The organism is Pseudomonas sp. WMBT8 (assembly GCF_050916005.1).
In the GTDB taxonomy this organism is placed as follows: Bacteria; Pseudomonadota; Gammaproteobacteria; order Pseudomonadales; family Pseudomonadaceae; genus Aquipseudomonas.
Genome location: NZ_CP188096.1, coordinates 3,222,978 through 3,237,032, shown reverse-complemented (window position 1 = coordinate 3,237,032; position 14,055 = coordinate 3,222,978). Strand labels below are relative to the sequence as shown.

Annotated in this window: 12 protein-coding genes and 1 pseudogene; 3 read left to right on the top strand and 10 right to left on the bottom strand. The window is 59.8% G+C overall.

The genetic code is table 11. From position 1 onward, the window contains the following. Positions 1-21 precede the first annotated feature (21 nt). From ACO77H_RS14960 to ACO77H_RS14940, 5 genes and pseudogenes are all read right to left on the bottom strand, one after another. On the bottom strand, positions 22-702 hold the full coding sequence (locus ACO77H_RS14960; RefSeq protein ID WP_170041332.1) for a C39 family peptidase: 681 nt from the start codon (positions 700-702) through the stop codon (positions 22-24). Between the two features lie 334 nt (positions 703-1,036). Then, positions 1,037-1,136 (bottom strand): annotated as a pseudogene (locus ACO77H_RS14955) (heme utilization protein); the annotation flags it as partial. A 449-nt stretch (positions 1,137-1,585) separates the two neighbouring features. After that, positions 1,586-2,134: an adhesin gene (locus tag ACO77H_RS14950; protein WP_169951902.1), complete on the bottom strand. Its 549-nt coding sequence runs from the start codon at positions 2,132-2,134 to the stop codon at positions 1,586-1,588. Next, positions 2,131-2,589 carry a hypothetical protein gene (locus tag ACO77H_RS14945; RefSeq protein ID WP_170041333.1) on the bottom strand — a complete coding sequence of 153 codons (459 nt, stop codon included), beginning with the start codon at positions 2,587-2,589 and terminating at the stop codon, positions 2,131-2,133. The genes ACO77H_RS14950 and ACO77H_RS14945 overlap by 4 nt, the downstream gene beginning before the upstream one ends. Positions 2,590-2,917: 328 nt before the next feature. After that, the gene (locus tag ACO77H_RS14940; RefSeq protein WP_432754178.1) at positions 2,918-3,916 is read right to left on the bottom strand and encodes a FecR family protein; all 999 of its coding nucleotides are present in this window, start codon (positions 3,914-3,916) and stop codon (positions 2,918-2,920) included. Positions 3,917-4,067: 151 nt separating this feature from the next. Between ACO77H_RS14940 and ACO77H_RS14935 the strand changes: the two genes are divergently transcribed. After that, positions 4,068-4,337, top strand: a complete 270-nt coding sequence (locus tag ACO77H_RS14935; protein ID WP_170041335.1) for a PepSY domain-containing protein — start codon at positions 4,068-4,070, stop codon at positions 4,335-4,337. 11 nt (positions 4,338-4,348) lie between these two features. On the opposite strand, the gene ACO77H_RS14930 is transcribed toward ACO77H_RS14935, so the two are convergent. Then, positions 4,349-9,490, bottom strand: a complete 5,142-nt coding sequence (locus tag ACO77H_RS14930) for a dermonecrotic toxin domain-containing protein (RefSeq protein WP_432754177.1) — start codon at positions 9,488-9,490, stop codon at positions 4,349-4,351. A gap of 129 nt (positions 9,491-9,619) precedes the next feature. On the opposite strand from ACO77H_RS14930, the gene ACO77H_RS14925 reads away from it, so the two are divergent. Beyond that, a complete protein-coding gene (locus ACO77H_RS14925; protein ID WP_169951891.1) occupies positions 9,620-10,651 on the top strand; it encodes an Ldh family oxidoreductase in 1,032 nt (343 codons plus the stop codon). Positions 10,652-10,690: 39 nt separating this feature from the next. On the opposite strand, the gene ACO77H_RS14920 is transcribed toward ACO77H_RS14925, so the two are convergent. Next, positions 10,691-11,011 (bottom strand): DUF883 family protein, encoded by a 321-nt coding sequence (locus tag ACO77H_RS14920; RefSeq protein ID WP_169951888.1) that lies wholly within the window; start codon positions 11,009-11,011, stop codon positions 10,691-10,693. Positions 11,012-11,176: 165 nt separating this feature from the next. On the opposite strand from ACO77H_RS14920, the gene ACO77H_RS14915 reads away from it, so the two are divergent. Then, positions 11,177-11,428, top strand: coding sequence for a hypothetical protein (locus ACO77H_RS14915; RefSeq protein ID WP_038441493.1), 252 nt, complete (start codon positions 11,177-11,179; stop codon positions 11,426-11,428). A gap of 17 nt (positions 11,429-11,445) precedes the next feature. On the opposite strand, the gene ACO77H_RS14910 is transcribed toward ACO77H_RS14915, so the two are convergent. Genes ACO77H_RS14910 through ACO77H_RS14900 form a run of 3 tightly spaced genes read right to left on the bottom strand, consistent with a single transcriptional unit; the run spans position 11,446 to position 13,903 of the window. Then, a complete protein-coding gene (locus ACO77H_RS14910) occupies positions 11,446-11,994 on the bottom strand; it encodes a GNAT family N-acetyltransferase (RefSeq protein WP_169951886.1) in 549 nt (182 codons plus the stop codon). A gap of 5 nt (positions 11,995-11,999) precedes the next feature. Then, the gene (locus tag ACO77H_RS14905) at positions 12,000-12,467 is read right to left on the bottom strand and encodes an LEA type 2 family protein (RefSeq protein WP_170041338.1); all 468 of its coding nucleotides are present in this window, start codon (positions 12,465-12,467) and stop codon (positions 12,000-12,002) included. 8 nt (positions 12,468-12,475) lie between these two features. Further along, positions 12,476-13,903, bottom strand: coding sequence for a nucleobase:cation symporter-2 family protein (locus tag ACO77H_RS14900; RefSeq protein ID WP_169951882.1), 1,428 nt, complete (start codon positions 13,901-13,903; stop codon positions 12,476-12,478). Positions 13,904-14,055 lie beyond the last annotated feature (152 nt).

The window sequence follows — 14,055 nt, the reverse complement described above, 5'->3', positions numbered from 1 at the left end:
ATCCTGCCCCTTATGGCGCTTCTAGAAGAAGTCGCTCTGGATGAAACCGAAGTCCATCAGCTCGGCGTCGCCCACGGGCCGGAACTCGTTCATTTTGGTCTTGGCGGTCAACGGCGTGGGGGGATCGAGCAGGGCGTTGGTCTTGTCATAGCCTTCACCGAGTACGGCGAAGACGATGCCATTCCAGCCTGCGAGGAAGTCATCCCGCGAAAGGCGCTTGTTGCCCAGTACCGGATCGCCGATGTAGACCCAGTCTTTTTCAGCCCGCTGCATCACCACAAAGTGCTTGTAGCCACGGATCTCCACCAGCACCACCACCGGGATCTTCACCGTCAACAGGGTGTCGGGTCCGATCTTGTAGCCCCGGGCGCGCATGCCGATGCTTTCCAGATAACGCTTCATGTCCAGCATGGAAAAGCCCTGGGTGCGTACCAGGTCCTGGTCAGCGTTGATCAGCATGCCCTTGATGATGTGTTCTTCATCCACGTCCAGCCAATAGGCCTGGCGCAGGATGGTAGCGAGTGCCGCAGCACCACAGCTGAAATCGGTTTTCTGTTCCACCAGGTTGGCGAACCGGCGTTCGCGGATGCTCTCGACCTTCTTGAAAATCACTGCACCGCCGGGCATGGCGGAAATCGCCATTTGCCCTGCCCACGAGGGGCCGGCGAGCAATAACAGAAGGCAAAGCGTCGCGAGGCGCATGATCATGACCTGATGGACACTGGAAATAAAAAGGGCCTTGTTGCCAAGGCCCCGTTGCATCAGAACGCCAGTTTGCTGCCAGTGCCCGCTGCGCAGACGGTGCAGCCGCTGCCCAGGGTGAGGGTGTTGCTTTGTTGGTTGCCCGAACCCGCTGCCACGTTCACGCCGATGTTGCCCGAGGCGTTGTTGGCGGAGTTGAGCAGGCCAGCGTTGTTGACCACATACTGAGGCTTGTAGCTGTGTTTGGAGGCCGCTTCGTTGAGGAAGTGGTTATCCAGGGACACTTGTTCGGTGTTCGAGGCAGCCGCGACGTTTTTGCCGTCAGCCGTCACGATTGCCAGGTTGTTTTTCTGTTGGTTGCCTTGACCGGCCGCCACGTTGACACCGACGTTGCCGGAGCTGTTGTTGGCCGAGTTGACCAGCGAAGCATTGTTTTGCGTGCCTTTGTTGGTGAACTTGTTGTCTTTGCTTTCTTGATAGATATCGGCCAAAGCGAAGGTACTTTTAATATCATCATCAGCGCTGCTGGTGATTGCCGCAGCGTTATCTTGCTGGTTGCCCGAACCCGCCGCGATGTTGGCGCCCAGGTTGCCTTTGCTGCTGCTCAGCGAACCGTTGGCCCCGGCGTTGTTGAGGGTCTTGGTGTCGTCGAACTTGTTGTCCTTGCTCACTTGGGTGTCGGTCACGGCAGCGGCCACGGTGCCGGTTGGCGCTGGGGTTGGTTTCCATTTTTCGGCAGGACCTGCCTGTGCAGCAACAGCCATGAGCGCAGCCAGAGCGAAAACCAGTGGTTTGAGAGCCATTGTAGGTTTCATGGTGTATCTCCTTGCTTCTAATTAGTTGGTTAAGTGTTGGTACGGTCTAACAAACACCTATCAAAGGGTTACTTGATAGTCACACCGAGGGTGTTAGCCATTCGGTTCCCCACCCCTGCACTCTGATTCACCTGTACCACTCCACGGCTGCCGGTGAAGGCCTGGTCGCTGGTAACGACCTGGCGGCTGCCAGTGGTAGAGGGGGATCGTGAGTCTGGTAACAACGTCATGTTCTGTTGCGACAGGACGCTGTCATCGATGCTTTGCGGACCTGTGCTGATCCGCACCGCATTGATCATCTGGTTATTGGCGCCGGCCGCCTGGTTGACGCCCAGGATGCCGTTGCCATTGCTAAATGAGCTGCCCTGGATCGCCGCGCTGGCGTTCAGGGCGGGATCAACCTTGCCGTCGAGTTTCTGGATCAGCGCCTCGCTGGCCTGGCCACCGAGGCTGATCGCCCGACTGTTGATCTGCTGTTGTTGATTGCCGGCGGCCTGGTTGACCGACAGCACACCGGTGTACTGCTTGCCGGTATTGTCGATCGAGGCCTGGTTGCTGCTGTCGGCCATGGCCGCCGAACAGCCGAGTACGCTGAGTAACAGCCACGCGCGATTCATGGCTGGACCCCCATCATCGCGCCAATGTTGTTGAGCGGTGCCAGGCCGCGCTCGATCGAGCCGCTGATCTGCCCGCCCAGGGTATTGCCGCTGGCATGCCCGGCCGCGGCACCGGCGCCCAGGCCAGTCGAGCTGTTGCCCAGGGTATTGCTCAAGCCGGGGAGGTCGCCGTTAGGCAGGATGGCGCGGGTGATGGTCGAGCCGCTGCTGACACCGGCGAAATCGTTATCGCTGAGTTCGCTGCCGGTAGCGCGCAGGATCTGTTGGCTGGGGTTGGCGTTGGCGGTGGAAGGGTACGGGTCCTTGCCAAACGCAGGCCGACCGACCATGAACCCTTGCACATTGCGACCTGTAACGATGATGCCGTCCTGCGCAGAGGCGGGCAGGCTCACACTGGCGCCGAGTACACAGCTGATCAGCAGTAGGCCTATGGAGCCTTGATTGAGAGTTGCCACGGCATCATTCCTTGTTCTATGACGCTGACCCTAAACAGCGCTGTAGGGAATAGAGCAGGAGCTGTGCCGTTTTTTATATTTGCAGCTTTTTCAAAGGCTTGGGATGTATGGCAGGGCAGGCAGGTGCAAAGGTGTATCAGCTATGAAACAGGACGCCAGCGGATGACCGGCACCTGGCATGGGCAGGCAGGGCGAAAGGGGTGTTTCAGCAGCGCAACACTATTGATGACCAATCGATGAATCCGCAGCCGCAGGGCGCTTGCGCGGCGGTGGGTGTTTCAAAAGTGGACATCATGGCGCGAGCAATCCCTTGGGGAGCGATTGCTGTTCAGCGTTTGGGAGTTTTGCGTGGGATCGAATTGAGCACGGTGTTGCCATCCTGGTTCTGGGTCAGGTAGACCGGCAGCACCTTGGGCAGGGAGGACACCAGATGGGTAACTTCATGGATATCGTAGATCCCGCCAATACGGATATTGCCGGTGCCGGTATCGGCCAGCATCACCGGTTTGCCCAGGTAGCGGTTGATCAGGGGCAAGGCATCTACCAGTGCCAGGTTGTCGAGGATCAACTTGCCCGTGCGCCAGGCCAGTGCCGGGTCGTGGGGGGAGAATGCCTGTAGCTGCGGTTGCGCATCACCACGGTTGTAGCTGGCCTGCATCCCGGGTGTGAGGTTCAGCCCGCTGTGGCTGGCATCGCTGGTGATCTTCACCGAGCCCTCCAGCAGCATGACCCGCACCTGCTCGTCATACTTCCAGACGTTGAACTGGGTGCCTGTCACACGGATCTGCCCGCTGCCGGCGCGCACCACAAACGGATGCTCGCGGTCGTGGCTGACGCTGAAGAACGCCTCGCCTTTTTTCAGGGTGGCCCGGCGCTCGTTTTTATAGTTGCTGTAGACCAGCTCGGTGCCCAGGTTCAGTTCCACGACGCTGCCGTCGGCCAGTGTCACTTGGCGCAGGCCGTTTTCGGCGGCGTAATGCTCATAGGAACTGGGCAGCCAACCGGCTTCCCAGCCAGTGAAGGCGGCCAGGGGCAACGCCACCAGAGAGATGGCGGCAGCCACGGCATACTTGCGCCAGCGGCTGGGCGGCGGAACCAGCGCCAGGTGCGGGGCGGGTTCGTTACTGCGGGGCAAATGGTCGGCTACATCCCAGATTTCCAGCATGGCCGCATATTCGAACGCATGCAGGGGATGTGCGTCGTGCCATTGCTCGAACGCCTGGCGCTCGGCCTCTGTGCAATCAAAAGCGTGCAGGCGCATGCACCAATGCGCGGCGGCATCGGTGATTGCGTCGTAGTCAGCTTCTGAAAGGGGTTGCTCGGTCATTGGTGCTTCCTGATTTCCTACATTCTAACCTTCCCGGCAGGGTGCCGAGAACAGCCATCATGGCGAATGAGCATCAATGTGGAACTAATTCGGGGTCCAAACACCCTAAAAATCTGGATCTGTAAGTCATTCTCTCTAACGGAGTAAGAAAATGCTGAAGAAAACCCTCACCGCCATGCTTGCCACTGCCACCTTGCTCGGCGCTGGCGCCGCCCTGGCCGACAAACCCGGGGCAGGTTGGATCACCATCGAGAAAGCCATTGAAACCGCCAAGGCCAAGGCCGGTTACATCGAGGTCTACCAGGCCGAAGCTGATAACGACGGTTACTGGGAAGTAAAAGGTCGCAAGGCTGACGGTATCGTTTATGAAGCACGCATCGACGGCGCCTCGGGCAATGTACTGCGCGATCAAAAGGACTGATCCCCGCGGGATCAGTCCAGCGATGCCCTTCGACTGGAGGGCACTGGGTCTAACTGACGTCCCAGGTTACTGATCATGAACGCCACCGAGTCGGCATTATCCAGCATGGTGTCGACTCGCCTTGCCAGGTTGCTCATGAAAATCCCCCTTGCGTTGCCCAAATTCGCGCCCCCGGTGGTGCGAAGTATCTGATCCCTGATGTACTCGGTATCTGAGGCTTGTCCGAAGTCGCTCCATAGCGTGCCGCTCACGTCCGCAAACTTGAATAGCTGGCCCACGGGTGTCCTGCGCGAGTAGCTTTGGGATTGCTGTTTTTTCAGGGCGCCAGACAGAGTGCGCCCGGCCTCTGTCAACGTCTCGATCAGGTCGGAAAACGGCGCCACGGAGTCCAGGTACGCTGCATCGGCTGTCTCAGCAACCACATGGCTCAACTCATGAATCAGCAGCGTCGCCCGCGCATGGGCCGCCCAGTCGAAATGGTCGGGCAGGCAGTTGTCATAAATGCTCAAAGGCGGTGCAAAAAAATGCTCGGACAAGTAAATCCGCCGATCAGGATCTTTATCGATAGTGAACCCCCAATTGCCGTGTGGGTCCGTTCGATGAGAGCCGGCCACGAAACGCTTGGAATCAAGCGCGCTGAGCTTGGGGTCCAACAGCGCTGCCAGGATCAGATCGACGATACGATGCAGCTTTTGCACCAGGAGTGGATCAACCACTTGCGGGCCCTGATCGGTGTCGATATCAATGCCAAAGAACTCATTGACGAAGCGATGGATACGCGTGACCGGCGCTACCCCAGGCTCCAGCAAGGCCAGGTTCAACTTGCAGTTCTGCACATAAAAAGTTGCCAGGTCGATCGCCTCGACAATCATCCTGGCCCGATCAGGGCACAGTTGGCGAATGGCCCTCATCCCGACAGCCTCGATATTCATTGCCGTGCGCGCTGACGCCCGGATTTCCCTGCGATCCAGCAGGCGACCAAAAGCCTGGCCATAGCGTGCGATATTGCCGCGGGTGTCGATCGCCCATTGCCCGGCGCTGTTGCGATGGATGAAGGGGCCGTTTTGATCGGGTGTGCGAATGCGCCAGTCGTTCCCCAGAGACAGCGCCTTGTACACCTTGCCAGCCAACGGAATATAGGCGGCCCCTTGATGCTGGTAAGTACCGTTGAGCTCATTCTTGTTCATGTTCACCAGGGCCACATCACTCACTTCGCTGGGTGCAAGCTGGGTGCGTTGTGGGGCGGTGATGTCCAGTCCCGGCCACTTCACAAAGGTCTGCGGCGCAGCCTGGGGCGTTTGCTGCTCGGGATCGAAGAGCAATGACTGCGCGTCGTGCAATTGCTGAGCCAGTGACGCCATTTGCGCAATGCCTTCGATAAACGTCTGTAAGGCCCGGCGCCAATGATGGTCTTGCAATGCTTCGGCGGAGTCCATGAACAACGAAATGCTGCGCCAGATATTCCACGGCAGCGCCAGCTTGCCAGGCAGCAAACTCAGCACACTCTCGGCAGAACCGCTGAGCACCTGCTTGACGGTTTCCCATTCGGCCTGCGCCCCCTCGACCCATTGGACGCCGAGCCACTTGAGGAGCAGTTGCCGATTGTCGTCGAACAGCTGGCTGAACAGGTTGCCCTGGATTGGATTGAAGTCCAGGGTGATTTCCGAATCTCTCCCCAGCGTGCTGGCCAGCAGATTGCGATAGGTCGCGTCCTGAGGCGCGGCCAAGCGATTGAGGACGCAGTCTTGCAAGGCACCCGGCAGGTTCAGGGCTTCAAGAAACTGCGCTTCGCTTTCAAACTCGGTAAAGCTCAGTGTCGGGTGATAGGGTGCATACAACACCTGGATCCCCTCGCGTCCTGCGCTAATAAGGTAGAGGCCGAGCACGGGCGCGCGCGTGGCACCGGCCGTGGCTAGCAGCTCAAGCGGCCTGATGATGGCGCTCGCGCCTGCGACCGACGCGCGGGCAATCGCGTCTGGCATGTCGACAACCTGTTGGATCAGGTCCAAGCCTCGTTCTGACAGGCGCTCCTGTAATTTCAGGGCATGGGCATGCTGCAGCAGCTGCCACGGCAGTTGCTGGCTGAAGTCCCTGCGCCGCTGCTCGATTCCGGGCGCACCGCCAGCCAGGTGTTGCGCCAGGTAGGTGTGGTAGTCATCGTGGACTTTCAACTGGGTCAGCATCTGGCGCACCACGGTTTCCGTAAGGTCGGCAGACGTGCAGATCACATCGAACCTGGCACTTTGCAGGCTGGCGGGGTTCATGGCGAAATCCAGCAGGCTCTGGCGTAGCCCTGCCAGGGCCAGCTTGGGAACGATCTGCACCCCATCGGCAAACAGCGAGTAATCGACGAGCATTTCGTTAAGGCGATCCGACACATGCTGGCGCAATGACCGGAGCTCATAAAGATAGTCCCGGCCATGCAACGTACTGACGCGATATTGCTCGAGAATCTCCGCGTGGCGTCTTTGTTCCCTGGCCGGCGCGGCCCCAAGCCTGTCGGGCAGCGAATGCCTGAGTTCAGCCCAGCGGGCGATATCGATAGCGCGCTGCAGATTATTGGCCGGCTGTTGGCGCTGCACTTCGCCGAGCGCCTGGACCAATGACTGGGCATCGGTCTTGAACGCCAGAGTGTGTTGGCGCTGGGCGATGTGCTGATCGATCCACGATCGCTGGCACCTATGCAGCACCGGTTCTCTGATTGATTGAAGCGGTCCCAGCTCATAGCGTTGATGGGGGAGCCGCTTAAGCGCGTCCAGGTTTTCCAGCAGGCTCAGGCGTAGAGCCGAGTCGTTCAGCCGGTGCGCCAATGCGTCGCGCAGGTAACGGATCGTAGTAAAGGCTTCCACGCCGCTGGCGGGCGTCCACAACAACGCATGTCCGGAGTGATGCTGATCAAGCCCGCCGCGCTCGGTCAGCACAAAACAGTTGGCCAATTGACGCAAGGTGGTTTGGCCTTTCGCCAGCAGCGACAGGGTGAAGGCTTCGGGTGTGAAGCCGTTCAAGGTCAGAGGCTGGCGTGTGCTGGTGTTGTCCGGTTTGAGGACGGCCCGCAGGATGCCGACATCACGTTCGTCCAGGGTTTTATCGAGCAGTCTGAGACTAGCCTCTTCAAGAATCCCCACTGCCATGCTGTGTGCCAGCGCGGGGATCAATGCCTCCAGGCCCGCGCGGGGAGTCTGGGCGACGGCCTGGAGGTTTAGCACGAGCAACCACTGGGTGAGCATGCTATTGAGTCGAGCAATGCTCAGTTCCGGCCGTTTTGCTGCCAGGCCGTGGTTCCGTGGCCCGTACACGCCGTACTGCGCAGAGTCAGGAATGGCCTGTGCCTCTCCCTTCAGCCGGGCGATGCAATGGGCCAGGATGCTCTGGCTGGCTTGGGGCGTACGGCGTTCCTGAGCGTCGGCATGGGTGGCATAGCGGCTGATGTAGAGGTTTGCCGGATCCAGGGCGATCCCGGCAGAGAGGTTGAAGGTGCGACGCAGTTGGTCGGTAATCAGCGTCTCAAGATTGGGAATCCGCGCTATCAGATCGCCCTGTGCGTTGACCAGGCTGTGCAGTTTGCGGATTGTCAGTCGCGCCCTTTCAGCGGGTACCGAAGGTGGCGATGGGTGAGTGCTCCACCGACCCTTGGCATCCAGTCCCAGTAGACGATGGTCAAGCATGGCACGGATATCCAGGCCGTGATCAAGCAGGGCATAGGCATTGACCGTCCCCAGGTTACGCCGGTAGATATCCAGGCAATACTCGAGGTTCTGCCGCTGCTTGTTGATGATGCCTTCAAACAAGGTGTTGAATACCGGCCCATTGATAGAGGCCGAACTGATCTGTGGATGTTTAAAACCTATGAACCGCGCCCGTTCCTCCAATCCCAGGAAGCCGAAAAAATCATCTTCATGCCCCCTCGCCTGGGCCATTGCCTTGAGCGTTGCCTGCAAGTCGTCATAGCTTGCAAGTACTTGCAAGCCCTTGGATTGGGTGTAGAGACAGTTAAGGCTATCGGTAATCACCAGCGTACTGGCCAACTCGACAAAATGGGGTGGGTACTCCCATAGCCGGACTTTCTCGATAGGGATTGTTCCCCGGCGGTTGCCCTCCAGGTAAAGCGCTTGCAATTCTTGCCACTGTTGCGCCGAAATCACATCCTCCTGGCGCTTGAACAGCAGATCGACCCTGGATTTATCGCTCATCGCCTGGGCGAAGTACTCGCGCCTCGACTGCCCGGGATGGATGTCAGCGTTCCAGTAGGTCTCTATTGAGTTGAGGAGGAACAGATGTAGCTGGCGCGAGGCTTGTTTCAGCCCCTCTTCCCACAGTGTGTTGGTGCCCTGGGTCGCTGCCACCTCAGGGTTCACGAACTCCCGGCGCAGGCCTACGGGCCAGGACTGCTGGCGATAAAACAACAGCAGGGCATCGCGCAGGCGCAGCGCGTCGACCCAGCGGTCCTGCTCGGTAGGGGAGGCCGCCAGGGCATACAAAAAGACGTGGGTCTTGTGTTGATCAGCGTTGGGAAAGGCTTTGCGCAACGTGCTGTTCAGCAGTTGGTCCAGCAACGTCTCCAATAACGGCAACTGGCCCAATTGATCGAGCATTGCCTGCACATTCAGTTGTTGGTAACGCTCGATGCAGGCTTTTTGTTCGTCGAATACGTTGCCCTCGATCAGTTGCCGAGTGAGCGTAGAACCGGCCGCAAAGCTGAAATCTGCGCGTTGGCCAATGGACAGGAAATGCAATAGCTCGCCACGTTTGTGCTCATCGCCCAGCCTGGTTTTCAGTGCTTGCGACAATTGCCCGTAATCACTGAATTTCTCCAGTCCGGTCTGCGGGCCATAGAAAAAAACCGCGCTGTAGTCGCCCTCGGAACCCATCGCGAATGCCCCGGCCAGTTCAATCGGTTCCTTGCCTGGGCAGTTGAGCAGCAAGCGCTCGGCGATCATCGGCGGGGATTGCGCTTTACGCCCGGTGGCGCTGGCAAAGAACAGATTGCGCAGGAACTGGCGATCCTGGTCGCCGATATCGCGCTGGCGTTCGCGCTCACTCAGGCGCTTGGCCAGGCGCATGGCCTCGGGGAAAAAGTAGGGGAGTTGCAGGTCGTCCATCGCAAAGGCTCGGTGCAGGTTATAGAAGGCATCGAGCCTAGGCGTGGCGAGCATCCGCAGGGCCCTAAATAAATAGGCTTGAAACCGCAGCGGTGGTTGACAGCTCACTTGTCACGCGTTGTTAATCAAGCAGCTGAATCCAGCAGGCTGTTGCCCCTTCCAATAACAATTCTGGAGCTTCAGATGTCAGCCACTCCCATTACCGCAGTGAATACTTCAATCGGCTTCACTGAACTTGTGACTCTACTCAAGGCTATTTTTACCCGTCATGGGGCCTCGCATGAGGTTGCCAGCGTACTGGCCGACAACTGCGCCCGCGCCGAGCAGGATGGGGCTCATAGCCATGGGGTGTTTCGCATACCGGGCTATGTCTCGACCCTGGACAGCGGCTGGGTCAATGGCCAGGCGGTGCCGCTGGTCGAGGATGTTGCCTCGGGCTTCGTGCGGGTAGACGCCGCCAATGGGTTTGCCCAACCGGCCTTGGCTGCCGCCCGCCCATTATTGGTGGCAAAAGCCCGCAGCGCCGGGATCGCCGTACTCGCGATTCGTAATTCTCATCACTTTGCCGCCCTGTGGCCGGATGTCGAACCGTTTGCCGAAGAAGGCCTGGTCGCCCTGAGTGTGGTCAATAGCATGACCTGCGTGGTGCCCCACGGTGCGGATCGGCCCTTGTTCGGTACCAATCCCATCGCGTTTGCCGCCCCACGCGCAGATGGGCCGCCGATTGTGTTTGACCTGGCCACCAGCGCCATCGCCCATGGCGATGTGCAGATCGCCGCGGGCAAGGGCGAACGGGTGCCGCCGGGCACCGGTGTCGACAGCCTGGGCCAGCCGACCCAGGACCCCAGGGCGATCCTCGAAGGCGGTGCGTTGTTGCCGTTTGGCGGGCACAAGGGCTCGGCGTTGTCGATGATGGTCGAGCTGCTGGCGGGGGCCTTGACCGGGGGGAATTTTTCGTTTGAATTCGACTGGTCCAACCACCCCGGCGCCAAGACGCCCTGGACCGGCCAGTTGTTGATCGTGATCGACCCGAGCAAAACCGCCGGGCAAGACTTCGCCCAACGCAGCCAGGAACTAGTGCGGCAGATGCATGCGGCGGGGTTGCGGCGTCTGCCGGGCGATCGGCGTCATCGCGCACGGGACAAGGCCGCGCTGGAAGGGATTATGTTGGATGGGGATGAGCTGGCGCGGTTGCGCGCGTTGGCGCAAGGCTGATGGCGGGCGCGGGCTGAGCCGCGCCAGCCGTGTTGTCGATCAGTTGCGACGGCCCAGCAGCAGGCCCACTACTAGGCCGAAGCCTGCGGAAATCGCCACGGTCTGCCAAGGGTGGCCACCGATATAGGTTTCGGTGGCATCCACCACCGGCTTGCTGCGCTCGCGCACGCTGGATACCGAGTCCAGGGCCTGCTTGAGCTTTATCGCGACCTGTTCGCGCAGGGTTTCACCTTCTTCTCCCACCAGCGACGCGCTGCTCTTGAGCAGTTTGTCGGATTCTTCGATCAGGGCCTGGAGTTCGCTGAACGCCTGGTCCTTGATTTGCTCTTCGACAGCTTGGGCGGCGGTTTTACGGGCCATTGAGTAGCTCCTTGCGGGGTAAGTGGGCAGTGAACAATGGAGTCTTGCAGCACGGCAAAAGTTGCAGTTTTTTTTCGTGGGTTACTGAGTCTATGCAAAATCCGAATTCGGACCTTTCCACCTACAGTGTAAGATGTCACCTATTTGTGCAGCAGGTAATTCCACATGAGCTTCAATCTGGCCAACAAGCCCTTAGCCGAGCGTGCGGCGCTTGAAGACGAAAAGTCCCGTCTGTATGACTTGTGGCAAAGCAACCTGGGCAAGGCCAAGGGCGAGGGCGCGCGGCTGTTTGGCGAGCGCGCCAAGCGCAAGGGCAAATGGGCCGAATGGGTGCGTTCGGAACTGGACGGTATGTCGCCACCGGAATTTGCCAACATGGTACGCAGCGAAGTCAACCGCCTGATGGCCGCCAAGTAGGCCGGGCTGGCCGGTGCCTACAGCTGTTGTTTGAGCCACTCTTCGCGGGTGATTTCCCAGATGTCCTTGGGGAACGCCCCCTCCACGAACTGTCCTTCTTGCGTGCGGATCAAGCGCATCCCGGTTTTTTCGCTAAGCCTGCGTGAGCCCAGGTTCGGCGCCGCCTTGGGCACCCGCAGCACGGGTCGCCCAAGCACCTTGAACCAATACGCGGTCACTGCCGCGCTGGCTTCGCTCATCAACCCCTGGCCCTGCCATTGCGGCCCGAGCCAGAAGCCACGGTTGTTGTCTTGCTCATCCATCAGGCTCACGTTGCCGATCAACCGTTCGGGCGTCTCGCGCAGGCGGATCGACCAATGCCACTCGCGCCCCTGGGCCATGGCAGGCAAAGCCACCTGTTCCAGGTAACTGCGCGCACCGTCGGCCGGGTAGGGCCAGGGCACCAGGGCATTGAGGTAGCGCACCACTTCCCAGTGGGGAAACTGCTGCTGTATGCCCTCGGCATCGTCCAGGGTCAGCGGCTGCAGGATCAGGCGTTCGGTGTACAGGGTAGGCAAGGTGTCCATGCTATTTACCAAGTCACGGTGTTGGGCAGGTCCAGGGTACCGCGATCGACAAAGCGCATCGTGCCAAACAACCCGCCTGCCAGCTTGCCGCGCAGTACATAGGGCAGGTTGTTCAGACTCTGGGTCTGGCTCAGGCCCAGGGTCTGGCGCAATACCGAAAACGCTGAAACGCTGACCGGGACGGTCAGAACCGTCTCGGAGAAGCGCGGGATGGACCCCTGTTGATCAGCGACCCCAGCCGCCAGCGGCCGGCCATTGACCTCCAGGTCCAGGGCCACGCCGTTGTAGTCGATGGCCGTGTCGTTGGGGTTCTGCACCCGCAGCTTGATTGCAAAGCGCACTTCCAGGTCCTGGCTTTGCAGCGGCTCGATGCCCACCACATTGATATGCAGCGGGTCACGGTTGGGGAACAAGGCGCAGGCGCTCAGGCTGAGCAATATCAAAGACAGGGTCAGGCCGATCAATCTGCGCATAAGGGTTCCTATTTGGTCGGTTCCGGGTCCTGCATCACTTTGAGGGTAGAGGCTTCCGGGTCAAATTCATCTTCTTCCAGCTCTATGAACTCTTCAGGCAGGAAAATGTTCAGCAGGATCGCACAGAACGCACCCACGGTAATCGGCGACTCGAAGATGTTATGCAAGGCCTTGGGCAGTTCGCGCAGCACTTCCGGCACCGCCGCCACGCCCAGGCCCATGCCCAGGGAAATCGCCACGATCAGCACATTGCGCCGATGCAGCCCGGCCTCGGCAAGGATCTTGATCCCGGCCACCGCCACCGTACCGAACATGATCAGGGTCGCGCCGCCAAGCACCGGCTTGGGCATCAGTTGCAGCACCGCGCCAATCATCGGGAACAGGCCCAGCAACACCAGCAGGCCGGCAATGAAATACGCCACATAGCGGCTGGCCACGCCGGTCAACTGGATCACCCCGTTGTTCTGCGCGAAGGTCACCATCGGCAGGCTGTTGAAGGTGGCGGCCATCACCGAGTTCAGGCCGTCCGCAAGCAGGCCGGACTTGATGCGTTTGATATACAGCGGGCCCTTGACCGGTTGCTGGGAAATCATCGAGTTGGCGGTCAGGTCACCGGCCGCTTCCAGGGGCGAAATCAGGAAGATCACCGCCACCGGGATAAACGCCACCCAGTCGAACGAGAACCCGTACTTGAACGGCACCGGCACGCTGATCAGCGGCACTTGGGGCAATGCCGCCAAGTCAACGCGCCCCAGCCACCAGGCCACCACAAACCCCAATGTCAGGCCGATGACAATCGAGCCCAGGCGCAGGAACGGGTTATTGAAGCGGTTGAGCACCACGATGGTCAGCAGCACCAGGGCTGCGAGCCCCATATTGCCCGCTGCGCCCAGGTCCGCGGCACCGTAGCCGCCTGCCATGTCGGTCACGGCGACCTTGATCAGCGACAGGCCCATCAAGGTGATGATGGTGCCGGTCACCACCGGGGTGATCAGCTTGCGCAATTTGCCGATGAACTGGCTGAGCACCACTTCGATAAATGCGGCGAAGAAGCAGATGCCGAAGATCGTCGAGAGAATCTCCTCGGTGCCGCCGCCCCGGGCCTTGACCATGAAGCCGGCACTGAGGATCACGCTGATAAAGGAAAAGCTGGTGCCTTGCAGGCACAGCAAGCCCGAACCCACCGGGCCGAAGCGTCGGGCCTGGACAAAGGTGCCCAGGCCGGAGACGAACAGCGCCATGCTGACCAGGTAGGGCACTTCGCTTTCCAGGCCCAGTACGCCGCCGACGATCAGGGTCGGGGTAATGATCCCGACGAAGCTGGCGAGCACATGCTGCAGGGCGGCAAAAATCGCTGCCGTGAAGTGCGGGCGGTCTTCCAGACCATAGATCAGGTCCGATTTATAACGGGGGCGGGGGGCTTGAGCGTCAGACAAGATACGTGCTCGGGTCAGAAAATGGAGGCGCAGGATGCCAGAAAGCGCCCACTGTCAAAAGTGTGAAAATATATTTCTCCGGTTTGTGCAAAAAGCCTCAAGCCGGCCGATACCTCTTATAGGCCCACACAACCCTTATAACAGTGGCGCCG

Bases quoted from the DNA above. Each gene is read 5' to 3' on its own strand.
- ACO77H_RS14950 (WP_169951902.1), bottom strand. From the start codon at position 2,134: ATGAATCGCGCGTGGCTGTTACTCAGCGTACTCGGCTGTTCGGCGGCC.
- ACO77H_RS14940 (WP_432754178.1), bottom strand. From the start codon at position 3,916: ATGACCGAGCAACCCCTTTCAGAAGCTGACTACGACGCAATCACCGAT.
- ACO77H_RS14935 (WP_170041335.1), top strand. From the start codon at position 4,068: ATGCTGAAGAAAACCCTCACCGCCATGCTTGCCACTGCCACCTTGCTC.
- ACO77H_RS14915 (WP_038441493.1), top strand. From the start codon at position 11,177: ATGAGCTTCAATCTGGCCAACAAGCCCTTAGCCGAGCGTGCGGCGCTT.
- ACO77H_RS14960 (WP_170041332.1), bottom strand. From the start codon at position 702: ATGCGCCTCGCGACGCTTTGCCTTCTGTTATTGCTCGCCGGCCCCTCG.
- ACO77H_RS14910 (WP_169951886.1), bottom strand. From the start codon at position 11,994: ATGGACACCTTGCCTACCCTGTACACCGAACGCCTGATCCTGCAGCCG.
- ACO77H_RS14920 (WP_169951888.1), bottom strand. From the start codon at position 11,011: ATGGCCCGTAAAACCGCCGCCCAAGCTGTCGAAGAGCAAATCAAGGAC.
- ACO77H_RS14925 (WP_169951891.1), top strand. From the start codon at position 9,620: ATGTCAGCCACTCCCATTACCGCAGTGAATACTTCAATCGGCTTCACT.
- ACO77H_RS14905 (WP_170041338.1), bottom strand. From the start codon at position 12,467: ATGCGCAGATTGATCGGCCTGACCCTGTCTTTGATATTGCTCAGCCTG.
- ACO77H_RS14930 (WP_432754177.1), bottom strand. From the start codon at position 9,490: ATGCTCGCCACGCCTAGGCTCGATGCCTTCTATAACCTGCACCGAGCC.